Here is a 25,401-nt window from a genome sequence, read left to right as displayed (position 1 = left end):
CATCCTCACCATCCGTTTGTTAGGGTCGCCTAAGTTTGCGTCTCGTCAGAGGCGCCGTGAGCAGCGGGAGGCTGGTCTACCGGTGAGCAACGGTGACGCTGTGCAGCAGGTGTCGGGGCTGGGTTTCTGGCGTGACCGCCTCGCCTCGGCGCCGAAGGAGCTGCCGCTGCCGGTCGACCGGCCCTACCCCGGGGAGCCCGCCGCCCCGGTGCCGCACACCCGGCCGGTGCCGGAGGCGGACGAGCTGACGCTGCTGGCGGCGTTCACGGTGCTGTTGTCCCGGTACGCGGGAACCGCCGACGTCGTGCTCGGGATCGGCTCGCTGGTGCCGCTGCGGGTGGATCTGGGCGGCTCGCCCGGATTCGCCGACGTCGTCGCGCGCGTGCGTGCGGCTCGTGAGGAAGCCCTGAGGCACGAGGTGCCGTTCGCCGACCTGGTCGCCGAACTGGACCCCGAGCCCGGTCGCGGGGGATCGCTGCTGGTCAACGTCGGCTTCGGCGCCGAGACGGATCTCCCGCTCGACCTGAACCTGAGCGCGGCCGGGCTGCGCTACCGCGCCGACGTCCTCGACGAGTCCACTGTGGACCGAATGCTGGCGCACCTGGGTCACCTCCTCGCCGCGGCGGCCGAGCGTCCACAGTGGCCGGTCGACCGGCTCGCCCTGATGGCCGCGCCGGAACTGGAGCGGATCCTCGGCGACTGGAACGACACCGGCCTCGCCACGCCCCTTTCGACCCTGCCGGAGCTGTTCGCGGCCCGCGTCCGGGAGCACCCGGACGCCGTCGCGCTCGTCTTCGAGGACGAGGAGCTGACCTACGCCGAGCTGGACGCGCGCGCCAACCGGCTCGCTCACGTCCTCATCGGCCGCGGCGCCGGACCGGAGCGCGTCGTCGCCCTCGCCGTCCCGCGCTCGCTCGAGATGATCGTGGCCGAGCTGGCGGTGCTCAAGGCCGGCGCCGCCTACCTGCCGCTGGACCAGGACTACCCGGCCGAGCGGATCGCCTTCATGGTGTCCGACGCCCGCCCGGTGTGCGTGGTGACCACGAGCGAGCTCGCCGGCCGCTTCGACGGCGACGTCCTGCTCCTCGACGAACTCGACCCGGCCGGCGCTCCGGCCACGGACCCGGCCGCCCGGATCGTCCCGGCGAACGCGGCCTACGTCATCTACACGTCGGGATCCACCGGACGGCCCAAGGGCGTCGTGGTTTCCCACGCGGGCGTGGCGAAACTGGTGGCCACGCAGTCGGAACGGTTCGGCGTCGGCCCGCACAGCCGGGTGCTGCAGTTCGCGTCGCCGAGTTTCGACGTCGCCTTCTGGGACCTGTGCCTCGGGCTGCTCTCGGGCGGCCGGCTGGTGGTCGTGCCGGCCGAGCGGCGGGTGCCCGGCCCCGAACTCGCGGAGTACGCCCACGCCAAGGGCGTCGACTTCATGATCCTGCCGCCCGCGCTGCTCGCCGAGTTCCCCGAGGACTGCGACCTGCCGCGCGACAGCGTCCTGCTCGCGGGCACCGAGCGCGTGTCGCCGGAGCTGGTGCGCCGCTGGGCGCCGGGGCGGCGGATGTTCAACGCCTACGGCCCGACCGAGGCGACCACCAACTCGACGCTCGGGCTCTGCGACCCGGCGATCGCGCCCGGTTCGGCCGTGCCGATCGGCGTCCCGGACCCGGGCACCCGCGCCTACGTCCTCGACGCGCACCTGGCCCCGGTCCCGGTCGGCGCCGCGGGCGAGCTGTACCTCGCCGGCCCGGGCCTGGCGCGGGGGTACCTGGGGCGGCCGGGGCTGACGGCGGAGCGGTTCGTGGCGAGCCCGTTCGGTTCGGGCGAGCGCCTCTACCGCACGGGCGATCTGGTGAAGTGGCTGCCGGACGGCCGGCTGGTCTTCCTGGGCCGGGCGGACGACCAGGTCAAGATCCGCGGCTACCGGATCGAGCTCGGCGAGATCGAGTCCGTCCTCGCCGAACACCCGCGCGTCGGCCAGTCGGTCGTCGTCGCCCAGGACGGCCGGCTGATCGCCTACGCCGTGCCGGTGCCCGACCGCGACCAAGCGGCCGAACAGGGGCACGTCGACGAATGGCACGACGTCCACGAAGAGATGCTCGCCGGTTCCCGGGGCATCGAGGAGAACTTCGCCGGCTGGAACTCCAGTTACGACGGCTCGGAGATCTCCCTCGCCGAGATGCGGGAGTGGCACGCGGCGACGATCGAGCGCATCCGGTCCCTCGAACCGAAGCGGGTGCTGGAGATCGGCGTCGGCAGCGGGCTGATCCTGTCCCGGATCGCGCCGGACGCCGAGGAGTACTGGGGCGTCGACCTCTCCGAGAGCGCGATCGAGAACGTCCGGCGCGAAGTCGCGGCGACGTCGTTCGCGGGCAAGGTCCACCTGGCCGCGCGTCCGGCGCACGACCTGGGCGAGCTGCCGGCCGAGCCGTTCGACACGGTGATCGTCAACTCCGTCGCGCAGTACTTCCCGAGCGCCGACTACCTCGCCGAGGTGGTGAAGACCGCCGCCGGTGTCCTGAAGCCCGGTGGCACGATCTTCCTCGGCGACATCCGGAACCTGCGTTCGCTGCGGGCGTTCCGCACCGCCGTCGAGCTGCGGCACGGCCGCGGCGACGTCGCGGCGGTCGACCAGGCCATCGCGCGCGAGGGCGAGCTCGTCCTCGACCCGGACTTCTTCCCGGCGCTGGCCCGGGGACTCGCCGGTTTCGACGACGTCGACCTGTGGGTCAAGCGCGGCACCGCCCACAACGAACTCACCCGGCACCGCTACGACGTCGTGCTGCGCAAGGGGCCCCGGCCGGCTCCGGTCGACGAGCAGGTCGTCGCGTTCGGCGACCTCGGTGCGGTCGACCGGTTCCTGGCCGCCGAATCACCGGAGCGGCTGCGCGTCACGGGCATCCCGGACGCGCGGCTGTCGGGCGAGCTGGCCGCGGTCCGCGCCCTCGACGAAGGCGCCCCGGCGGCCGCCCTCGAAGCCCTCGACGGGCGGGACGGCGTCGATCCCGAAGCCCTGCACCGGCTCGGCGACGAGGCCGGTTACCGGGTCGCGGTGACGTGGGCCGCCGAAAGCGGTGTGCTGGAAGCCGTCTTCTCGCGCCCCAATGTGGCGTTCGGTGCGTCAGACGCACCGAACGCCACATTGGGTGCGTCAGACGCACCCAATGCCACATTGGGGCGCTCGGGGCAGGACGGGACCGCGTACCGGCCGGGGCGCCCGGCGGGGACACCGGGGTCGTACGCGAACAACCCGGCGGCCCGGCGGGAGACCGGCGCGTTCGTGGCGGCGCTGCGGGCGCACGTGGGCGACCGGCTGCCGCGGTACATGGTGCCGTCGGCGTTCGTCGTGCTGGACAAGCTGCCGGTACTGGCGTCGGGCAAGCTCGACCGCAAGGCGCTGCCGAGCCCGGAGCGGTTCACCGCCGGGCCGGGCCGCGCGCCCCGCAACCCCGTCGAGCAGCTGCTGTGCGAAATGTTCGCCGACGTCCTCGGCGTGCCGCAGGCCGGGCCGGACGACGACTTCTTCGCGCTCGGCGGGCATTCCCTCCTGGCCACCCGGCTGATCCAGCGGATCCGCGCGGCCGTCGGCGCGGAGGTGCCGGTGCGGGCGGTGTTCGACGCGCCGACCCCGGCCGCGCTCGCCGAGCTCCTCGCCGGAGCCGTCACCGGCACCGCACGCCCGCCCCTGACCCGCGTCGCGGAGCGGCCCGAACGGCTGCCGCTGTCGTTCGCGCAGCAGCGGCTGTGGTTCCTGCACGGTCTCGAAGGCGGGTCGGCGACCTACAACGTCCCGCTCGTCATGCGCCTGTCCGGCGAGCTGGACGTCGACGCGCTGCGCTCGGCGCTGAACGACGTCCTGGCCCGGCACGAGGCCCTGCGGACGGTCTTCCCCGTCGCCGACGGCGTGCCGTACCAGGAGGTCCTTCCCGAAGGGACGGTGGAACTGGCCGTCCGCGAAGTGTCCGATGTGGACGCCGAAGTGGCCGCCCTCGTGCGCGGGGTCTTCGACCTCGGCGCCGGCGTCCCGGTGCGCGCCGAGCTGCTGACCGCGGACCGGCGCCGGCACGTGCTCGTCCTGGTCGTGCACCACATCGCCGCCGACGGCTGGTCGCTGTCCCCGCTCTGGCAGGACATCGCCACGGCCTACCGCGCCCGCCGCCGCGGCGACGCTCCCGGGTGGCCGCCGTTGCCGGTGCAGTACGCGGACTACACGCTCTGGCAACGCGAACTCCTGGCCGCCGAAGAAAGCGCCCAGCTCGACTACTGGCGCGGCGCCCTCGACGGCCTGCCCGAGCGGATCACCCTCCCGCTCGACCGCCCGCACCCGGCGGTCTCCGCCTACCGCGGCGGGTTCTTCACCTTCGCCTGGGACGCCGGCCTCCAAGCCGGGCTCGCCGAGCTCGCGCGGGCGTGCGGCGCGAGCCCGTTCATGGTCGTGCACGCGGGCCTGACGGCGCTGCTGTCCCGGCTCGGCGGCGGCACGGACATCCCGATCGGCACCCCGATCGCGGGCCGCACCGACCCGGCGCTGGACGACCTCGTCGGGTTCTTCGTCAACACCCTGGTCCTGCGCGTGGACACCGGCGGCGACCCGTCCTTCCGGGACCTCGTCGCCCGGGTGCGGGAACGCAGCCTGGACGCCTACGCCCACCAGGACGTGCCGTTCGAGCGGCTGGTCGAGGCGCTCAACCCGGCGCGGTCGCTGGCGCACCACCCGCTGTTCCAGACCATGCTCGCCTGGCAGAACACCCCCGGCAGCGGCGTCGAGCTGCCCGGGCTGACCGTCACCGAGCGGCCGGTCGGCACCGGCACGGCCAAGTTCGACCTCTGGTTCTCCTTCACCGAACGCGCCGACGGGCTGCACGGCCAGGCCGAGTTCAACGCCGAGGTGTTCGACCGGGCGACCGTGACCGGGCTGCTCGACCGGCTGGAAGTCCTGCTCCGCCAGGTCGTCTCGGCCCCGGACCGCCGGCTCGGGACGCTCGACGTGCTCACCCCGGCCGAGCGCGACGGCCTCGAAGCGGCTTGGTCGGGCGCGGTCGCGGACGTTCCCGCGGTCACCGTGCCCGAGCTGTTCGCCGCCCAGGCCGCCCGCACCCCGGACCACCCCGCGCTGGTCTTCGAGGACGAAGAGCTCAGCTACGCCGAGCTGGACGCCGCGTCGAACCGCCTCGCCCGCGTGCTCGCCGCCCGGGGCGCCGGGCCGGAGCGCGTGGTCGCCCTCGCGCTGCCGCGCTCGACGCACCTGGTGACGGCGATCCTCGCCGTGCTCAAAACGGGCGCGGCCTACCTGCCGCTCGACCCGGGCTACCCGGCGGACCGCATCGCGTTCATGCTCGAAGACGCGGCCCCGGCGCTGGTGCTCGCGGTCGAGGAGACCGCTGTCCCGGGCGCGCTCCTCCTCGACGACCCGGACAGCGTCGCCGACGTCCCGGACACGCCGCTCGACGTCGTGCTCCGGCCGGAAAACCCGGCGTACGTCATCTACACGTCCGGGTCGACCGGCCGCCCCAAGGGCGTCGTCGTGCCGCACGCGGGCATCGTCAACCGGCTGCTGTGGATGCAGGACGAGTACGGCCTCACCGACGGCGACCGGGTGCTGCAGAAGACACCGTCCAGCTTCGACGTCTCCGTCTGGGAGTTCCTCTGGCCGCTCCTCACCGGGGCCACGGAGGTGCTCGCGCGGCCCGACGGGCACAAGGATCCCGCCTACCTCGCCCGGCTGATCCGCGACCGGGGGATCACGACCGTCCACTTCGTCCCGTCGATGCTCCAGGTCTTCCTGCAGGAACCGGCCGCGGGGGAGTGCACGAGCCTGCGCCGGGTCGTCTGCAGCGGCGAGGCCCTGCCGCCGGACGCCGTCGCGCAGTTCGGCCGGGCGCTCGACGCCGAACTGCACAACCTGTACGGCCCCACCGAAGCCTCGGTCGACGTCACGGCCTGGCGGACGTCCCCCGCGGACGCCACCGTCCCGATCGGACGTCCGGTGTGGAACACGCGGACCTACGTGCTCGACGCCGCCCTGCGCCCGGTGCCGCCCGGCGCGCCCGGTGAGCTGTACCTCGCCGGGAGCCAGCTCGCCCGCGGCTACCTCGGCCGTCCCGGGCTCACCGCGGAGCGGTTCGTCGCCGACCCGTTCGGCGCGCCCGGTGCCCGGATGTACCGCACCGGCGACCTCGCCCGGTTCCGCGCCGACGGCGTCCTCGAGTTCCTCGGCCGCGGCGACGAGCAGATCAAGATCCGCGGCTTCCGCGTCGAACCCGGCGAGGTCGCCGCGACGCTGGCCGCGCACGACGACGTCGCCCACGCCGTGGTCGTGGCCCGCGAGGACCGCCCCGGCGACGTCCGGCTCGTCGGGTACGTCGTCCCCGCCGACGTCGAAAGCCCGGCCGGCGACGAGACCGAGCAGGTCGGCGAGTGGCGTGAGCTGTACGACTCGATGTACTCCGGCGACGGCGACGCCTTCGCCGGCTGGAACTCCAGCTACACCGGCGAGCCGATCCCGGTCGCCGAGATGCGCGAGTGGCGGGACGCGATCGTCACGCGGATCCGGTCGCTGCGGCCGAAGCGGGTCCTGGAGATCGGCGTCGGCACCGGCCTGCTGCTGACCGAGCTGGCCCCGGACTGCGAAACGTACTGGGGCACGGACTTCTCCGCCGAGGTGATCGCGTCGCTGGGCCGCCGGGTCGGGGCCGATCCTGCCCTGGCCGGGCGCGTCGAACTGCGCACCGGCGACGCCGCCGACGTCACCGGGCTGCCGCCGGGGTTCTTCGACACGATCGTGCTCAACTCCGTCATCCAGTACTTCCCGAGCGGGACGTACCTGCTGGACGTCGTGCGGAAGGCGCTGGACCTGCTGGCCCCGGGCGGGGCGCTGTTCGTCGGCGACGTCCGCGACCTGCGCCAGGTGCGGGCGTTCCACACCGCGGTGGCCCGGGCGCGCGGCGGCGACGTCGAGCAGAACCTCCTGCGGGAGAAGGAACTGCTCGTCGCGCCCGAGTTCTTCGCCGGTCTCGGTGGTGTCACCGCGGACATCCGGGTCAAGCGCGGCCGCGGGGTCAACGAGCTGACCCAGTACCGCTACGACGTCGTCCTGCGCCCGGGGACCGCGTCGGCGCCGGACGTCCCGGTGCTCGGGTGGGGCACCGATGTGTCCACTGTGGACGAGGTGGCCGCGCGGCTCGGCGACGGGCTGCGCGTCGACGGCGTCCCGAACGGCCGCACCGCGGAAGGCGTGAACCCCGAGGACTGGTACGAACTGGGCGAGGCCCACGGCTTCGGCACGGTCGTGACCTGGTCCGCAACCGGCGACGGCTCGGTCGACGTCCTCTTCGCGACCGGCGACCCGGCTGGTGCGTTCCGGCCCGGCTCCGGGCCGCTGCTGTCCTACACCGGCAACCCCGGCCGCTTCCGCCGCGTCAGCACCCTGTCGGCGGACCTGCGGGCGCTGGCCGCCGAGCGGCTGCCGGAGCACATGGTGCCCTCGGCGATCGTCGTCCTCGACGCGCTCCCAGTGACCGCCAACGGCAAGCTCGACCGCCGCGCCCTGCCGTCGCCGGACCCGGTGGCGCCGACGTCGGACCGCGAGCCGCGCACCCCGCTCGAACGCCGGCTGTGCGAGCTGTTCGCCGACGTCCTCGGCTTGCCGCGGGTCGGGCCGGACGACAGCTTCTTCGCCCTCGGCGGCCATTCACTGCTGGCCACCCGGCTGATCGCCCGGATCCGCACGACCCTGAACGCCGAGCTGGAAGTCCGTTCGGTCTTCGAGACGCCGACCGCCGCGGGACTGACCGGGGTGCTCGCCACCGCCGGCGGGACCGCGCGCCCGCCGCTGGTCCGGATGCGGCGGCCCGAGCCGGTCCCGCTGTCCGGTGCCCAGCAGCGGCTGTGGTTCCTGCACCACCTCGAAGGACCGTCGGCCACCTACAACGTGCCGCTGATCATGCGCCTCGACGGCGACCTCGACGTCGAAGCGCTGCGCGCGGCCCTCACCGACGTGGTCGCCCGGCACGAAGCCCTGCGCACGCGGTTCCCGCAGCGGGACGGCGTGCCGTTCCAGGACGTCCTGCCGGCCGAAGACGTCAGCCTGCCGGTCCGCGAGGTCGCGGACCTCGACGCCGCCTTGACCGGGCTCGTCCGCGGGCCGTTCGACCTCGAGCACGAAGCTCCGATGCGCGCGGAGCTGCTCCGGCTGGGCGCGCGCGAGCACGTGTTCGCCCTGGTCTTCCACCACATCGCCTCCGACGGCTGGTCGATGGCCCCGCTGTGGCGCGACGTCGCCACGGCCTACGCCGCCCGGCGCGGCGGCGAGACTCCACAGTGGACGCCGCTGCCGGTGCAGTACGCGGACTACACGCTCTGGCAACGGGAACTGCTCGGCAGCGAGGACGACCCGGACAGCGTGCTCAGCGCGCAGCTGGACTACTGGCGCGACGCGCTCGACGGCCTCCCGGACCGGATCGAGCTGCCGCTGGACCGGCCGCACCCGGCCACCGCGACCTTCCGCGGCGAGCTGCACACCTTCACCTGGGACGCCGGGCTCCACGCGGAGCTCGCCGCGCTGGCCCGCGAGTCCGGCGCCAGCGTGTTCATGGTCGTGCACGCAGCCCTCGCCGCGCTCCTCACGCGCCTCGGCGCGGGCACCGACGTGCCGATCGGCTCGCCCATCGCGGGGCGCACCGACCCGGCGCTCGACGACCTCGTCGGGTTCTTCGTCAACACCCTGGTGCTGCGCGTGGACACCGGTGGCGAGCCGTCGTTCCGCGACCTCGTGGCCCGCGTGCGCGAGCGCAACCTGGACGCCTACGCCCACCAGGACGTGCCGTTCGAGCGGCTGGTCGAGGTGCTCAACCCGGCGCGGTCGCTGTCGTACCACCCGCTTTTCCAGGTGATGATCGCCGGGCAGAACACCGCCCGCGCCGAGGTGACCCTGCCCGGCCTTGCCGTGTCCGAGATCCCGGTGACCACCGGGACGTCGAAGTTCGACCTGGCGATCTCGCTGACCGAACGCGACGCCGGGATCGCCGGCGTGCTGGAGTTCAACGCGGACGTCTTCGACCACGCCGGCGCGGACGCGATCCTGCGCCGCCTCGAAGTGCTGCTGCGGGCGGCGCTGGCCGAACCGGACCGCCCGGTCGGCGCGCTCGACCTGCTCGCCGGGGACGAGCGGGACCGCGTCCTCACCGAGTGGGCCGGGTCGCTCGATCCGGCGGGCACGGAGACGTTCCCCGGGATGTTCGCCCGCCGCGTCGCCGAGGCCCCGGACGCGGTGGCGCTCGTCTTCGAGGACGAGGAACTCACCTACGCCGAAGTGGACGCCCGCGCCAACCGGCTGGCGAACCTGCTGGTGGCCCGCGGGGCCGGGCTCGAGCGGGTGGTCGCGCTGGCCGTGCCGCGGTCGGCCGACATGATCATCGCGGAACTGGCCGTCCTCAAGGCCGGTGCCGCCTACCTGCCGGTCGACACCGACTACCCGGCCGACCGGATCGCCTACATGACCGACGACGCGGGCCCGGTCTGCGTGGTGACGACCCGGGACGTCGAAGCGAAGCTGCCCGCGACCCTGCCGCGGGTCCTGCTCGACGACCCGGCACTGGCCGAGATGTCCACAGTGGACCCGGCGGTGCCGGTGCGGCCGGAGAACGCGGCCTACGTGATCTACACGTCCGGCTCGTCCGGGCGGCCGAAGGGCGTCGTGCTCCAGCACTCCGGCGTCGCGAAGCTGGTCGCCACCCAGGTCGAGCGGTTCGGCATCGGGCCGCACAGCCGGGTGCTGCAGTTCGCGTCCCCGAGCTTCGACGTCGCCTTCTGGGACCTGTGCCTCGGGCTGCTGTCCGGCGGGCGCCTGGTGGTCGTCCCGGCCGAGCGCCGCGTCGCCGGGGCCGCGCTGACCGAGTACGCGCACCGGCACGCCGTCGACTTCATGATCCTGCCGCCCGCCCTGCTCGACGCCATGCCGGCGGACCTCGACCTGCCGCGCGACAGCGTCCTGCTGGCGGGCACCGAGCGCGTGTCGCCGGAGCTGGTCCGGCGGTGGGCGCCGGGGCGGCGGATGTTCAACGCCTACGGCCCGACCGAGGCGACCACCAACTCGACGCTCGGCGAGAGCGACCCGGCCGAGCTGGCGGACGCGACGGTCGTCCCGATCGGCATTCCGGACCCCGGCACGCGGGCGTACGTGCTCGACGCCGGGCTGCGGCCGGTCCCGCCCGGCGTGGTGGGGGAGCTGTACCTCGCGGGGTCCGGCTTGGCCCGCGGTTATCTCGGGCGGCCGGGGCTGACGGCGGAGCGGTTCGTGGCGGACCCGTTCGGTCCGGGCGGACGGCTCTACCGCACGGGTGATCTGGTGAAGTGGCTGCCGGACGGCCGGCTGGTCTTCCTGGGCCGGGCGGACGACCAGGTCAAGATCCGCGGCTACCGGATCGAGCTCGGCGAGATCGAGTCCGTGCTGGCCGAGCACCCCGCGGTCGGGCAGTCCGTCGTCACCGCGCAGGACGGGCGGCTCATCGCCTACGCCGTGCCCTCGGCGGGGCGGGACGAAGAAGCCGAGCTGGAGCACGTCGGCGAGTGGCGCGAGCTGCACGAGAACGTCTTCACCGACGCGGCGGCCGGCGGGCTGGAGGAGAACTTCACCGGCTGGAACTCCAGCTACGATGGCACCGAGATTCCGCTCGAAGAGATGCGGGAGTGGCACGCGGCGACGATCGACCGCATCCGCTCGCTGGCGAAAGCCGCACTTTCACGTGAAAGTGCGGCTTGGGGGCGGGTCCTGGAGATCGGCGTGGGCAGTGGCCTGATCCTGTCGCGGATCGCGCCGGACGCCGAGGAGTACTGGGGCGTCGACCTCTCCGTAAAGGCCATCGCCAACCTGCGGCGCGAACTCGCGGCGACGTCGTTCGCGGGCAAGGTCCACCTGGCCGCGCGCCCGGCGCACGACCTGGGCGAACTGCCCGACGAGCCGTTCGACACGGTGATCGTCAACTCCGTCGCGCAGTACTTCCCGAGCGTCGGCTACCTGGCCGAGGTGATCCGCACGGCCGCCGCGCGGGTCCGGCCGGGCGGGGTCGTCTTCCTCGGCGACATCCGGAACCTGCGCTCGCTGCGGGCGTTCCGGACCGCGACCGAGCTGCGGCACGGCCGCCGGGACACCGCGGCCGCCGACCAGGCGATCGCCCGGGAAGGCGAGCTGGTGCTCGACCCGGACTTCTTCGCGGCGCTGAGCCGGGAGCTCGACGGCTTCGACGACGTCGACGTGTGGGTCAAGCGCGGTCACGCGCACAACGAGCTGACCCGGCACCGCTACGACGTGGTGCTGCGGAAGGCGCCGAAGCCGGCACCGGTGGCCGAAGACGTCGTCGCGTTCACTTCGCTTCCCGAGCTGGAAGCGCGGCTCGCAGGCGGACCAGCCCGCCTGCGCGTCACCGGCGTGCCGAACGCGCGGTTGTCCGGCGAGCTGGCCGCCGTCGCGGCGCTGGCGGGCGGGGACGCCGACGCCGCGCTGTCCGCTTTGGACAGCACACCGTCCGGAGTGGACCCCGAGACCCTGCACGCCCTCGGCGAACGGCACAGCTACCGGGTGTACGCGACGCTCACCGCCGACGAAGGCGCGCTGGAGGTCGTGTTCACCACCGGCGCGCCGACGCGGATCCACCGCACCCGCCCGGTCCGGGCCGCCCTCGAGGCGCTCGGCAACCACCCGGCCGGGCAGCGGGACACGAGCGCGCTGGTGGCGGCGCTGCGGGCGCACGTCCGCGACCGGCTGCCGCAGTACATGGTGCCCTCGGCGTTCGTGCTCCTGGACCGCCTGCCGCTGCTCGCCTCGGGCAAGCTCGACCGCCGCGCGCTGCCGAGCCCGGACAAGCAGGCCGCCACCACCGGACGGGCGCCGCGGACCCCGGTCGAAGAGGTCCTGTGCGGGCTCTTCGCCGAAGTCCTCGACACCTCGGCGGTCGGCGTCGACGACGACTTCTTCGCCCTCGGCGGCCATTCGCTGATGGCGACGCGGCTGGTCGCGCGGCTGCGCGCGGTCTTCGGGGTCGAGCTGCAGGTGCGGTCGGTGTTCGAAACGCCGTCCGTGGCCGGGCTCGCCGCGCTGCTGGCCGCCGCCGACGCCTCGGCCGCCCGGCCGGCCCTGGTGCGCGCCGAGCCGCGGCCGGAGGTGCTGCCGTTGTCGTTCGCCCAGCAGCGGCTGTGGTTCCTGCACCGCCTCGAAGGCCCGTCGGCGACGTACAACATGCCGACCGCGGTCCGCCTCACCGGCGCGCTCGACGTCGACGCGCTGCGCACCGCGCTGTCCGATGTGGTCGAACGCCACGAAGCCCTCCGCACGGTTTTCCCCGAGGTCGGCGGCGAAGCGCGGCAGCTGCTGCTCGACGACGTGCCGATCCCCCTGCCGGTCCGCGAAGTCACCGGTGCCGCGCTCGCCGACGCGGTGTCGGCAGTGGCCCGGACGGTGTTCGAGCTGGAGTCGGAGATCCCGCTGCGCGCCGAGCTGCTGCGGCTGGGTGCCCGGGAACACGTCCTCGTGCTGGTGTTCCACCACATCGCGTCGGACGGCTGGTCGACCGCGCCGCTGTGGCGGGACCTCGCCACGGCGTACACCGCCCGCCAGGCCGGTGACGCTCCACAGTGGACTCCGCTGCCGGTGCAGTACGCGGACTACACGCTGTGGCAGCGGGACGTCCTCGGCGAGCCGGTGATCGAACCGCAGCTGGCGTACTGGCGCGAGGCCCTCGCCGGGCTGCCCGAACGCATCGAGCTGCCGACCGACCGGCCGCACCCGGCCGAAGCGTCCTACCGCGGCGGGCAGTTCGCCTTCGGTTGGGACGCGCGCCTCCACAGTGGACTGGTCGACCTGGCTCGCGCGTGCGGGGCCAGCGTGTTCATGGTCGTGCACGCCGGGCTCACCGCGGTGCTCACCCGGCTCGGCGCGGGCACCGACGTGCCGATCGGCACGTCCGTCGCCGGGCGCACCGACCAGGCGCTCGACGACCTCGTCGGCTTCTTCGTCAACACCTTGGTCCTGCGCGTCGACACCGGTGGCGACCCGACGTTCCGCGACCTCGTCGCCCGCGTGCGGGACCGAAGCCTCGACGCCTACGCCCACCAGGACGTCCCGTTCGAGCGGCTGGTCGAGGCGCTGAACCCGACGCGGTCCTTGGCGTACCACCCGCTGTTCCAGACGATGCTGGCGTGGCAGAACAACGCCGTCGCCGACCTGACCCTGCCCGGCCTGACCGTCGCCGAGGAGCCGGTTCGCACCGGCACTTCGCGCGCCGACCTGGTGTTCTTCGTCGGCGAGAGCCCGGGTGCCCAGGCCGGGATCCGCGGCACGGCCGAGTACAACAGCGACGTCTTCGACCGCGCGAGCGTCGAAGCGATCCTGGCGCGGCTCCGGACGCTGCTGGCCGCCGTCGTCGCCGATCCCGACACCCGGATCGGCGCCGTCGACCTGCTCACCGACGCCGAACACGACCAGCTCGCCCCCGATCCCGCGACCCCGCTGCCCGCGGAGACGGCCGCCGAGCTGTTCTCGGCTCAGGTCGCACGTACGCCGGACGCGACCGCGCTGGTCTTCGGTGGCGAGCGGCTCACCTACGCCGAACTGGACACCAAGGCCACGGCGCTCGCCCGTGCGCTGCTCGCCCGGGGTGCCGGGCCGGAGCGGGTCGTCGCGGTCGCGCTGCCGAGGTCGGCCGACCTCGTCGTGGCGCTGCTCGCGGTGCTCAAGACCGGCGCCGCCTACCTGCCCCTCGACCTGAACCACCCGGCCGAGCGCGTCGAGCTGATGCTCACCGACGCCGATCCGCACCTGGTCATCGCGGAAGACGGCTTCGGGGACCGGCTGGTCCGGCCCGGCGACACCGGGCCCGCACCGGTCTGGCCGCCGATCCGCCCGGACCACCCGGCGTACGTGATCTTCACGTCCGGCTCGACCGGGCGCCCGAAGGCGGTCGCCGGCACGCAGCTCGCCTTGGCCAACCGGCTGCACTGGGGGCGCGGGATCACCGAAGGCGTCCGGGTCGCGAAGAGCGCGCTGACCTTCATCGACGGCTCGACCGAGCTGCTCGGCGGCCTCGTCGCGGGCGACCCGGTGGTCCTCGCCGACGACGCGACCGCCACGGACCCGCACGCGCTCGCCGAACTCGCCCGGACGTCCGGCGCCCAGGTGCTGACCGTGGTGCCGAGCCTCCTCGACACCTTCGCCGAGGACGCCCGTGCCGGCGCGTTCGCTTCGGTGACCACCTGGATCACCAGCGGCGAACCGCTTTCCGAAGCGCTCGCCGAGAAGGTGGCGCGGCGGTGGCCCTCGGCGAAACTGGTCAACCTCTACGGCTGCTCGGAGGTCGCCGGCGACAGCCTCGCGCAGGAGTGCGGGCCGGTGGCCATCGGGCGTCCCGTCGCGAACACCCGCGCGTACGTCCTCGACGCCGCGTTGCGGCCGGTGCCGCCGGGCGTGCGCGGCGAGCTGTACCTGGCCGGTGCCGGGCTCGCCCGCGGCTACCTCGGCCGTCCGGCGCTCACCGCGGAACGGTTCGTGGCTTCGCCGTTCGAAGCGGGGGAGCGGATGTACCGCACCGGCGACCTCGTCCGCCGCCGTCCTGACGGCGCGCTCGACTTCGCCGGCCGGGCCGACCAGCAGCTCAAGGTCCGCGGCTTCCGCGTCGAGCCGGGCGAGATCGAAGCCGCGCTGACGGCCGGCGCCTCGGTCGCCCGCGCGGTCGTCGTCGCCCGGGGGAACCGGCTGATCGCCTACGTCGCGCCGGCGGGCGACCCGGCCGCGTTGCGGGCGTCACTGGCGGCGCGGCTGCCGGCGTACTCGGTGCCCTCGGCGATCGTCGTGCTGCCGGAACTCCCGGTGAACGCCAACGGCAAGCTCGACCGCGCCGCGCTCCCCGATCCGGAGGTCCGGACCTCGGGCCGCGTCGCGCGGACCCCGGCCGAGCAGGCGCTGTGCGAGCTGTTCGCCGACGTCCTCGGCGTCCCGGCGGTCGGCCCGGACGACGGCTTCTTCGCCCTCGGCGGGCATTCGCTGCTGGCGACGCGCCTGGTCAGCCGGATCCGCGCGCTGCTCGGCGTCGAAGTGCCGATCCGCGCGGTGTTCGACGCGCCGACCCCGGCCCGGCTCGCGGAGGCACTGGACCCGGGCCGCCGAAGCCGCCCGCCGCTGGTGCCGGCCGAGCGGCCGGCCGTCCTGCCGCTGTCGTTCGCGCAGCAGCGGCTGTGGTTCCTCGACCGCCTCGACGGGCTGTCCGCGACGTACAACATCCCGTGGGCGTGGGAGCTGACCGGCCCGGTCGACGCCGGCGCGCTGCAGGCCGCGCTGGGTGACGTCGTGGCGCGCCACGAGGTGCTCCGGACCCTGCTGGTCGAAGAGCAGGGCACCCCGCGGCAAGTCGTCCTCGACCCCGGGGACGACCGCGCCCGCCCGGCCCTGGTCCGCGAAACGGCCACCGACCTCGACGAGCGCGTCACCGCGGCGGCGTCGTACTGCTTCACCCTCGACGCCGAGATCCCGATCCGGGCGACCCTCGTCTCGGCCGGACCGGAGCGGCACGTGTTCGTGCTCCTGGTGCACCACGTCGCGGGGGACGGCTGGTCGCTGCCGCCGCTGAAGCGGGACATCGACACCGCTTACGCGGCCCGGCTCCGCGGCGAGCGTCCACAGTGGACACCGTTGCCGGTGCAGTACGCGGACTACACGCTGTGGCAGCGCGAGATGTTCGGCCGCGCCGACGACCCGGACAGCCTGCTCGGCCGCCAGGCGGCGTTCTGGCGGGACACCCTCGCCGGGCTGCCCGACGAGCTGGCGCTCCCGGCCGACCGGCCGCGCCCGGCGCGTTCGACCAACCGCGGGTCCGCCGTGCCGTTCACCGTGCCCGCGGAAGTCCACCGCGGGTTGCGCGCACTGGCCACCGGCAGCGACACCAGCACGTTCATGGTGCTGCAGGCGGCGCTGGCCGCGCTGCTGACCCGGCTCGGCGCGGGCACCGACATCCCGCTCGGGACGCCGGTGGCCGGCCGCACCGACCACGCGCTGGAGGACCTCGCCGGGTTCTTCGTCAACACGCTGGTCCTGCGCACCGACACCGGCGGTGACCCGACGTTCCGGGAGCTCTTGGCCCGCGTCCGGGAGGCCGACCTCGCCGCGTACGCCCACCAGGAACTGCCGTTCGAGCACCTCGTGGAGCTGCTCAACCCGGCGCGGTCACTGGCCCGGCACCCGCTGTTCCAGGTGATGCTCGCGGTGTACCACTCCGGGAGCGAGCGGGAGCGGCTGCTCGGGCTCGACGCGGCCTACCGGGACACCGGGCTGCGGCAGGCGAAGTTCGACCTGTCCTTCGACCTGGTCGAAACCCCCGGCGGCATCGAGGGCGACCTGGAGTTCAGCCTCGACCTCTTCGACGAGCCGTCCGCCCGGACGCTCACCGAACGCCTGGTCCGGCTGATGACCGCCGTCGTCGCGGACCCGGACCGGCCGCTGAGCCGGATCGACGTCCTCGAAACCGGTGAGCGGGACCGGATCCTGCGCGAGTGGGGGAGCGGCGAGCCGCTGACGACGGCGGCGCCGACGGTGGTCGACCGGCTGGCCGCGCAGGTGGCGGCGACCCCGGACGCGACCGCGCTGAGCGACGCCGATTCCAGCAGGACCTTCGCGGAGTTCGCCGCGCGGACCGACCGCCTGGCGCGGTGGCTCGCGTCGCAGGGGGCGGGCCCCGAACAGGTCGTGGCGCTCGTGCTGCCGCGGTCGGCGGCGGTCGTCGAGGCGATCTTCGGCGTGTTCAAGACGGGCGCGGCGTACCTGCCGGTGGACCCGGACCAGCCGGCCGACCGGATCGCCGCGATCCTCGCCGACTCCGGTGCTTCACTGGTCCTCACCAGCCTTGCGCTGGCCTCACCGGTTCCCGGGGCGTTGTTCGTCGAGGACATCGTGGACACCGACGCGGCCCTGAAGCCGCCGTCGCCCGCGAACCCGGCGTACGTGCTCTACACGTCCGGTTCGACGGGCCGGCCGAAGGGCGTCGTCATCCCGCATTCGGGGCTGGTGAACCTCTTCCACAGCCACCGCGAAACGCTCTACCGCCCGGCGGTCGCCGCCGCGGGCGGGCGGCGGCTGCGGGTCGGGCACGCGTGGGCGTTCTTCTTCGACGCGTCCTGGCAGCCGCAGCTGTGGCTGCTCGACGGGCACGAGGTGCACGTCGTCGACGACGACACCCGCCGCGACCCCGCGCGGCTGGCGACGGTGGTGCGCGAACGCGGGCTCGACTTCCTCGAACTCACGCCGTCGCACTTCACGCAGCTGGCCGACGCGGGCGTGGTCGAAGACGGGAAGTGCGCGCTCGGCGTCGTCGGCGTCGGCGGGGAAGCCGTGTCCCAGCCGCTGTGGGAGGCGTTGCGGTCGATGCCGGGAACGGCGGCGTACAACCTGTACGGGCCGACCGAGGCCACTGTGGACGCTCTGGTCGGCCGGTTCGCCGACGCGGACCGGCCGGTGGTCGGCCGTCCGGTGCACAACGCCCGGGCGTACGTCCTCGACGGCGGCCTGACCCCGGTCCCGGCCGGGGTGCCGGGCGAGCTCTACCTGGCCGGCGCCGGGCTGGCCCGCGGGTACCACGACCGGCCCGCGCTCACCGCGGACCGGTTCGTCGCCGACCCGTTCGGCCCGCCGGGCGAACGCATGTACCGCACCGGCGACCTCGTGCGGTGGCGGCCGGACGGGCAGCTCGAATACCTCGGCCGCACCGACGACCAGGTGAAGATCCGCGGGTTCCGGATCGAGCCCGCCGAGATCGAGACGGCGCTGACCCGGCACGACGACGTGGCCCAAGCGCTCGTCGTCGTCCGCGAGGACCGGGACAAGCGGCTGGTCGCGTACACGACGCCGGCCACCGCGGACCCGGTGCGGCTGCGGGAGTTCGTCGCCCGCTCGCTGCCGGAGTACATGGTGCCGGCGGCGATCGTGCCCCTCGACGCGTTCCCGGTGACCCGCAACGGGAAGCTCGACCGGGCCGCGCTGCCGGTGCCCGAGTTCGAAACCCGGGGCCGGGCCCCGGAAACACCGCTGGAGACAGCCCTCTGCGAAATCTTCGCGGAGGTGCTGGACGTCGCCGCCGTCGGCGCCGACGACGACCTGTTCACCCTCGGCGGTCACTCGATGCTGCTCGTGGTCCTGCGCAACCGGATCACCGAACGGCTCGGGACCGAACTGCCGATCGCCGAGTTCTTCCGCACCCCCACCGCCGCCGGCCTCGCCGCGCTGGTGACCCGAGACGCGAGGTAATCCGATGCACCGCACCCTGATGAACGCCAAGATCCACCGCGCCACCGTGACCCAGGCCGACCTGCACTACGTCGGTTCGCTGACCATCGACGCGGACCTGATGGCCGCCGCCGACATCGTCGAAGGCGAGCAGGTCCACGTCGTCGACATCACCAACGGCGCCCGGCTGGAGACCTACGCCATCACCGGCGAAGCGGGCTCCGGCGTGATCGGCGTCAACGGCGCGGCCGCGCACCTCGTGCACCCGGGCGACCTGGTCATCATCATCACCTACGCCCAGGTCCACGAGGCCGAGCGCGCCGCGCACCGGCCGCGGGTGGTGCACGTGGACGGCGACAACCGGCAGGTCCACCTGGGACAGGACCCCGCCGAGCCGGTTCCCGGCGCCGAGGCCCAGCTGTCGGGCCGGAATTGACGCAGGTGGGGGTGGACACAGGTCGGCCGCGGCGGTTGCTTTGTCAGGCCCCCCTAAATAAGGTGTGCCTATCCTAAAAGCTGCGCGAGAGGTTCACATGTCCGTGTTTCAAGGCGCTGCCGGGCTCAGCCGGCGTGGATTCCTGATCGGCGCCGGTGGCGTCGCCGCGGCGGCGGCACTGACCGCTTGCGGCAGCGGCGGCGACAAGCAGGCGGGCGCCGCCTCCGGTCCCTGGGAGTTCACCGACGACCGCGGCCAGAAGGCCGCGCGCGACCAGCGTCCGACGCGGGTGGTGGCCTACGCCAGCTCGGCCGCCGCGCTGTGGGACTACGGCGTCCGCCCGGTCGGCGTGTTCGGCCCGCAGAAGACCGCCGACGGCGGCAAGGAGATCCAGGCGGGCAACATCGACCTGAACTCCGTGACCTCGATCGGCAACGCCTGGGACGACTTCAGCGTGGAGAAGTTCGCCGCGCTGAAGCCCGATCTCGTCGTCACCGGCCTCACTGGCGCGAAGCCGACGGACATGTGGGTGCTCACCGACGACCTCGGCCCCAAGGTGCAGCAGGTCGCGCCGATCGTCGCGCTCTCGGAGTACAAGGTCACGCTGCCGAAGGTGATCGAGCGCTACTCGCAGCTGGCCGTCGCGCTGGGCGGTGACGCCGGCTCGGAGACGATGAAGAAGGCCAAGGAGGACTTCGACAAGGCGTCAGAGGACCTGCGCGCGGCCGCGAAGGAGAAGGCCGGCCTCAAGGTCCTGGTGCTCTACGGCGACAAGGACGGCCTGTACATCGCCAAGCCGGACTTCTTCGCCGACCTGGCCTACTACCGCGAGCTCGGCCTCGACATCGTCTCCGGCGGCGGCACCGAGGACTACTGGGAGCAGCTGTCCTGGGAGCAGGCGGGCAAGTACCCGGCGGACCTGATCCTGACCGACTCGCGCTCCTACGCCCTGCCGCGCGCCCAGATGACGCAGTTCCCGACGTGGAACCAGCTCCCCGCGGTCAAGGCCAACCAGCTCGGCGACTGGTCGGCCGAGCCGCGCTTCAACCACCTGCTCGCCACCCCGGTCATCCAGAAGCTGACCGCGCTGGTGAAGGGCGCCCGCACGGACATCACCGCCTGAGGAGGCCCGCCGTGACCAACCCGTTCGAAGACCCCGACGGCACGTACCTGGTGCTGGTCAACGCCGAGAACCAGCACAGCCTCTGGCCGGAGCGCGTCGACGTCCCGGCCGGCTGGACGGTGGCCTTCGGGCCGTCCGGCCGCCAGGCGTGCCTGGACCACGTGGAAGCGAACTGGACGGACATGCGGCCGAAGTCCCTGGCCGACGCCATGGACGACTGACCTTCCGGGAAGACGAAAGCGCCGGGAGCCCGCGTGGCTCCCGGCGCTTTCGCGTGCTCGGCAGGTCAGGCGCGCTGGCCGGACCAGGCGGTCCAGAGCTTCGCGTACTGGCCGCCCGCCGCGACCAGCTCGTCGTGGGTCCCGGACTCCGCCACGGCGCCCGCGTCGAGCACCACGATCCGGTCCGACGCCGCCGCCTGCGTCAGGCGGTGCGCCACCACCAGCGCCGTCCGGCCTTCCAGCGCCGCCGCGGCCGACGACTCCAGCACCCGGGAGCCGGCGCTGCCCGCTTCCGCCGTAGCCTCGTCGAGGATCGCGATCGGCGGGTCGGCCAGCACCAGCCGGACCAGGGCGAGCTGCTGCGCCTGAGTCACGGTCAGCTGGTGGCCGCCTTCGCCGACGACCGTCGCGAGACCGTCCGGCAGGGACGAAACCCACGTCAGCGCGCCCACCTTGGCCAGCGCGGCCCGCAGTTCGGCGTCGGTCGCCGCCGGGCGCGCCAGCCTCAGGTCGTCGGCCAGGGGACCGGCGAAGACGTGGACCTCCTGGCTGATCAGCGCGACCGTCCGGCGGGTGGCCGCCGGGCCCAGCTCGTCGAGCGGGACGCCGCCGAGGGTGACCGAACCCGTGGCCGGGCGGTGGATGCCGGCGATCAGCTTGGCCAGCGTCGTCTTCCCGGCGCCGCTCGCGCCGACCAGCGCCACCCGTTCGCCGGGGGCGACGGCGAGGTCGACGTCGCCCAGCACCGGGTGACCGTCCACATAGGAGTACCCGATGCCCGCCGTCTTCACCGACGCGTCGACCGGCCGGGCCGGCTGCGCGGGGGTGGCCTCGGCGGGCAGGTCGGCGACGCCGATCAGCCGCGCCAGGCTCGCCGCGGCCGCCTGCGCGTCGTCGACGAGCGCGAGCGCGGTGGTGATCGGCCCGAACAGGCTGTGGAAGTACAGCGCCGCCGCCGTCGCCACGCCGACCGACACGGCGTCCGCGCCGACCAGCAGGAACCCCATCGCCAGCACGGCGGACAGCCCCAGGAACTCGGCGAGGTTGAGCCGCGCGTAGAACCGCGTCACCAGCCGGATTCCGCGCAGCGCCAGCTCGACGGCGCCGTCGGAGCGCTGCCGCACCCGCTCCAGGTGCGTGTCGGCCAGCCGGAACGCGCGGACCGTCTTCGCCCCGCCGATCGTGTCCAACAGCTGTTGCTGCTGCGCGCCGACGGCCTCGCGCTGGCTGGCGTACAACGGCTTCGCGCGCGGCACGTACCAGCGCACGGTCCACAGCTGGACCGGCACGGCCACCAGCGCGGCCAGCAGGAACCGCCAGTCCAGCACGGCCAGCGCGCCCAGCGTCAGGACGACGGTGAGCACCGACCGGCCCAGCTCGGGCAGCGCCTGCCGGACGCCTTCCGCGACGACGGAAACGTCGTTGGTCACGCGGGCGGTGAGGTCGCCGGAGCCGGCGCGCTCGAGCTGTTCCAGCGGCAGCCCGAGGGCTCGCTCGACGAAGCGTTCCCGCAGCTCGGCAAGGATCGTCTCGCCGAGGCGCGCCACCATCGACACGCCGATGGCGGTCGCGATCGCCTGGGCCAGCGCGACCAGCACCAGGCCGACGACCGGCGTGACGAGGTCGGCGGCCGGGTGGCGCGTCGCGACCAGGTCGACGACCCGGCCGAGCAGAGGCGCGGTGAGCAGGCCGATCGCCGTCGCCGCGACGAGCATCGTGGCCGCCGCGGCCGTGCGCCCCTTGGCGCGGCCGAGCAGCTCGCCGACGACGGCGCGGATCCGGCGGCCGTCGGCCACAGGGAGGAGTTCACGGGTCATGAGAGCACCGCCGCCCGGTAGTCATCCCGGCCCGCCAGGTCGGCGTGGCTGCCTTCGCCGGTCACGCGCCCGTCGTCGAGCAGGACGACGCGGTCGGTCGCGGCGAGCAGCGCCGGGCTGGTGGTCACGAGGATCGTCGTGCGGCCGCGCCGCAGTTCGGCCAGTCCCGCGGCGATCCGCGCCTCGGTGACGGTGTCGACCGCGGTCGTCGGGTCGTGCAGCACGAGCACCGGCGCGTCCGCGGCGAGTGCGCGGGCGAGGGCGACCCGCTGGCGCTGCCCGCCCGACAGCGACCGCCCGCGTTCGGTGACGGCGGTCGCGACGCCGTCCGGCAGCGCGCCGGCCACCTCGTCGACGGCCGCCGCGGTCATCGCTTCGGCGGTCCTGGGCCCGGTTTCGACGTTTTCGGCGACGGTGCCGGCGAACAGGTCGGCGTCGTGCGCGGCGACCAGCACCACCTCCCGGACCCGGCTCGGGTCCACAGTGGACAGGTCGACCGAGTCGACCGACACCGAGCCGCTCGCCGGGTCGGCGGCGCGGCCGAGGCAGTCGAGCAGGTCCGTCGCGGCGGCCGGGTCGGTGGCGACCACGCCCAGCAGCTCGCCGGGCCGGGCTTCGAACCCGACGTCTCGCAGTGCACCGCGGTTCAGCGCGGCCAGCTTGACGTGCCCGGCGGCCGGGACCGGCAGCGTGGCGTCCCCGGCGCCGACCGCGTGCGGCGCGTTGAGCACGTCGGCGATGCGCGCGGCCGACGCGCGGCCCTGCGCGAGTTCGCCGTTGACCCAGGAGAAGATCGTGAACGGCGTGATGAGGTACTGCGCGAGCCCGACCGCGGCGACCAGGTCGCCGACGCTGATGTCGCCCGCCGCGGCGAGGTTTCCGCCGACGAGCGCGACCACCGCGATGAAGACGCCGGTGAGCGCCAGCAGCGTGCCGTTGTGCCAGGCCTGGGCGCGCGCCGCCCGGAGCGTCGCCTTCAGCGAGTCCTGGCTGGTGCGGCGGTAGCGGTCGACGGCGGCGCTTTCGGCCCCGACGCCCTTGAGCACGCGCAGCCCGGCGACGAGGTCGGTGGCGATGCCGGACGCGAACGCCGACCGCTCCTGCTCGGCCTCGCTGCGGCGTTCCAGTGGCTTGCCGATCAGGTGGGCCAGGTACAGCATCGGCGGCGTGCCGAGCAGCACGAGCAGGCCCAGCGGCAGCGACATGGTCAGCAGCGCGACGGCGCTGACCAGCAGCCCGGCCAGCCCGGCCGCGGCGAACGGCAGGACGCCGTTGACCGTGCCGACCCGCTTCGCGTCCGACGTCCCGATGCTGACCAGTTCGCCGGCCAGTGTCCCGGAGTCGGCGACGCCGCCCGGGTGCAGCACCCGGCGTCCGACGTCGAGCCGGAGTTCGTGGGCCGCGCGTTCCGCGGCGCGCTCCCCGAAGCGGGCGCCCAGCCGGTAGCTGGTCGACAGCGCGGCGAAGAGGACGCCCAGCACCGCGAGCCAGAGCAGGAGCGTGCCCACCGATCCGTCGGCGATGGCCTGGTCGATCACCACGCCGATCACCACCGGCACCAGCGCTTCGCCGCCCTGGTGGCACGCTGTCAGCAGCGCCGCGAGGGTCACCGATCGTCGTTGCCCGGCGATCGACCGGCGGAGGACTTCCCGTCCCGTCGTGCTCACCCGCGCCTCCCTGTCCGCGTCGTGGATAGGTAAGGCTAGTCTAAGTAAAAGAGTTACGGGAAAACGGTCGGCTTCGTCTCAGTCCGCGGCTCGGTGGCCGGTTCCCCGAACCGCGCGAGCGCGAGCGCGGCGGCCACGGCGAGCACGAACCCGGCGACGGCGACGACCGCGAAGCCCGGCCGCGTGCGGTCGCCGAGCGCGAACACGCCGATCAGCGACGGGAACACGGTCTCGCCGAGCACCATCATCGCCGTGGACGTGGTGACGCTCCCGCGTTGCAGCGCGGTGGCGTAGAACAACATCGCCATCCCGCCCGCGACCGCGACGGTGTAGGTCGCGGGATCGGTGAGCAGGTCGAGCGGCGCGAGGCTCGGGATGATCCGCCCGGAGATGGCGACGACCCCGAAGCTCAGCCCGGCGACGAGCCCGAGCGCCGGCGTCCGCACCCGGCGGCTCGCCTTCCCCGCGGCGATCCCGGCGCCGGCCAGCACGACGACCGCGCCGATCAGCACCAGCCGGAACCCGAGCCCGACGGGATCGGACCCTTCGCTTTCGGCGGCGGCCCCGAGCAGCGCGAGCCCCGCGCAGACGACGGCAACGGCGGCCCACTCGCGGCGCCCGAGCCGCACCCCGAGGAACCGCGCGGCGACGGCCGTGACGGCGAGGCTCGCGGCGAGCGCGGCCTGCACGACGAACAGCGGGAGGACGTGCAGGGCGGCGATCTGCGCGCCGAACCCCAGGATGTCCAGCGCGAGGCCGAGGACGAACTTCCACTGGCCGAGCACGCGCACGAGCAGCTTCGGATCGACGCCGCCGTCGGCCCCGGTGTCGGTCGCCTGCGCGGCGACCGCCTGCATCACCGAAGCGACGCCGTACGCGATAGCCGCGCCCAAGGCGCAGAGCAGTCCCCACCACATGCCGATCACTCTATTTTGTCGGACCCGTGGGGTACGTTGCGGTCATGTCGAACACGAGTTCGAAGACGCACCGCCGCTGGCCCGCGAGGCTGGCGGCCGACGAACTGCGCCTTCAGCTGGACTTCCTGCAGTTCCTCCGCGCGACGGCGGTGAACAAGCTGGCGGGCTTGCCACGTCCACTGGCGGCAGCGACCCCGTTGCCCACTTCGCCGCGGCTGAGCGCGCTGGGTGTGGTGAAGCACCTGACGGCGGTGGAGCGCTGGTGGCTGTGCATCGAGGCGGGCGGGGCGGACCTGCCGTCGCTGTGGGCGGGAACCCCGGACCCGAGCTGGGACCTGGCGGAGTCCGACACCCCGGAGTCCGTGGTCGCGGCGTACCGCGCGGAGTGGGGCCGAGCGGAGAAGGCCTTGCGCCGGCTGGGCCCGGACGACCGGACGCGGCGGAGGTCGGAGTTCACGGTGCGCTGGGTGGTGGCCCACGTGGTCCAGGAGACGGCGCGGCACGTGGGACACCTGGACGTGCTGCGCGAGCTGGCGGACGGGGAGGTGGGCGAGTGAGGGAGGGGTGAGCCGTTCGGCGGGAACGCACGGTCCGAGGTGACGGACCGGGCGGGACACGCCGTTGGTGAAAGGGGGCAGGCGGTGGTGGCCGCCGGCGAGCGGGATCAGACCGGGATTTCGGCCGGCGCGGGATCCGCTTGGCAGCGACCGGCGCCCGGGTGCGGCCGGCGGGCGCTCGCGAGCGGTGGGCCGGCGGCGACCCCCTGCGGCGACGCGGAAATCCGGGTGACGGCGCCGCTAACCTTGGTTTGTGGCCGTCGTTGCGGAGTACCGCCGATTTACCGGCCCCCTGGCCCTTCGCGGGTGCCAGCGGGGTTCCGGTGCCACGTCCGCCGTCGGCATGTGCTGACGGCCGGGATCAGGTGCGACGCCGCCTGCACTGACCTCGCCGGAGCGCCCGGGCC

Annotated in this window: 8 protein-coding genes; 5 read left to right on the top strand and 3 right to left on the bottom strand. The window is 74.0% G+C overall.

Annotation, left to right across the window (positions count from 1 at the left end; genetic code table 11):
• The first annotated feature begins 82 nt into the window (after positions 1–82).
• From AB5J73_RS37530 to AB5J73_RS37515, 4 genes are all read left to right on the top strand, one after another.
• Positions 83–18,277 carry an amino acid adenylation domain-containing protein gene (locus AB5J73_RS37530; protein WP_370963556.1) on the top strand — a complete coding sequence of 6,065 codons (18,195 nt, stop codon included), beginning with the start codon at positions 83–85 and terminating at the stop codon, positions 18,275–18,277.
• A gap of 4 nt (positions 18,278–18,281) precedes the next feature.
• Positions 18,282–18,692 (top strand): aspartate 1-decarboxylase, encoded by a 411-nt coding sequence (gene panD, locus AB5J73_RS37525; protein WP_370963555.1) that lies wholly within the window; start codon positions 18,282–18,284, stop codon positions 18,690–18,692.
• A gap of 97 nt (positions 18,693–18,789) precedes the next feature.
• On the top strand, positions 18,790–19,815 hold the full coding sequence (locus AB5J73_RS37520) for an ABC transporter substrate-binding protein (RefSeq protein WP_370963554.1): 1,026 nt from the start codon (positions 18,790–18,792) through the stop codon (positions 19,813–19,815).
• An 11-nt stretch (positions 19,816–19,826) separates the two neighbouring features.
• A complete protein-coding gene (locus AB5J73_RS37515) occupies positions 19,827–20,036 on the top strand; it encodes an MbtH family protein (protein WP_370963553.1) in 210 nt (69 codons plus the stop codon).
• A gap of 65 nt (positions 20,037–20,101) precedes the next feature.
• Here the strand turns inward: AB5J73_RS37515 and AB5J73_RS37510 are convergent, their stop codons facing one another.
• From AB5J73_RS37510 to AB5J73_RS37500, 3 genes are read right to left on the bottom strand one after another with little or no spacing between them, the layout of a single operon-like run.
• The gene (locus AB5J73_RS37510) at positions 20,102–21,853 is read right to left on the bottom strand and encodes an ABC transporter ATP-binding protein (protein WP_370963552.1); all 1,752 of its coding nucleotides are present in this window, start codon (positions 21,851–21,853) and stop codon (positions 20,102–20,104) included.
• Entirely contained in the window at positions 21,850–23,520 is a 1,671-nt protein-coding gene (locus AB5J73_RS37505; RefSeq protein WP_370963551.1) for an ABC transporter ATP-binding protein, read from the bottom strand. The genes AB5J73_RS37510 and AB5J73_RS37505 overlap by 4 nt, the downstream gene beginning before the upstream one ends.
• Positions 23,521–23,573: 53 nt before the next feature.
• Complete coding sequence (locus AB5J73_RS37500) at positions 23,574–24,437, bottom strand: hypothetical protein (RefSeq protein WP_370963550.1); 864 nt, start codon at positions 24,435–24,437, stop codon at positions 23,574–23,576.
• 44 nt (positions 24,438–24,481) lie between these two features.
• Between AB5J73_RS37500 and AB5J73_RS37495 the strand changes: the two genes are divergently transcribed.
• A complete protein-coding gene (locus AB5J73_RS37495) occupies positions 24,482–24,994 on the top strand; it encodes a DinB family protein (RefSeq protein WP_370963549.1) in 513 nt (170 codons plus the stop codon).
• Positions 24,995–25,401: the final 407 nt, after the last annotated feature.

The sequence above is a fragment of the Amycolatopsis sp. cg9 genome (assembly GCF_041346945.1).
In the GTDB taxonomy this organism is placed as follows: Bacteria; Actinomycetota; Actinomycetes; order Mycobacteriales; family Pseudonocardiaceae; genus Amycolatopsis.
This window is presented reverse-complemented; position numbering and strand designations above follow the sequence as displayed.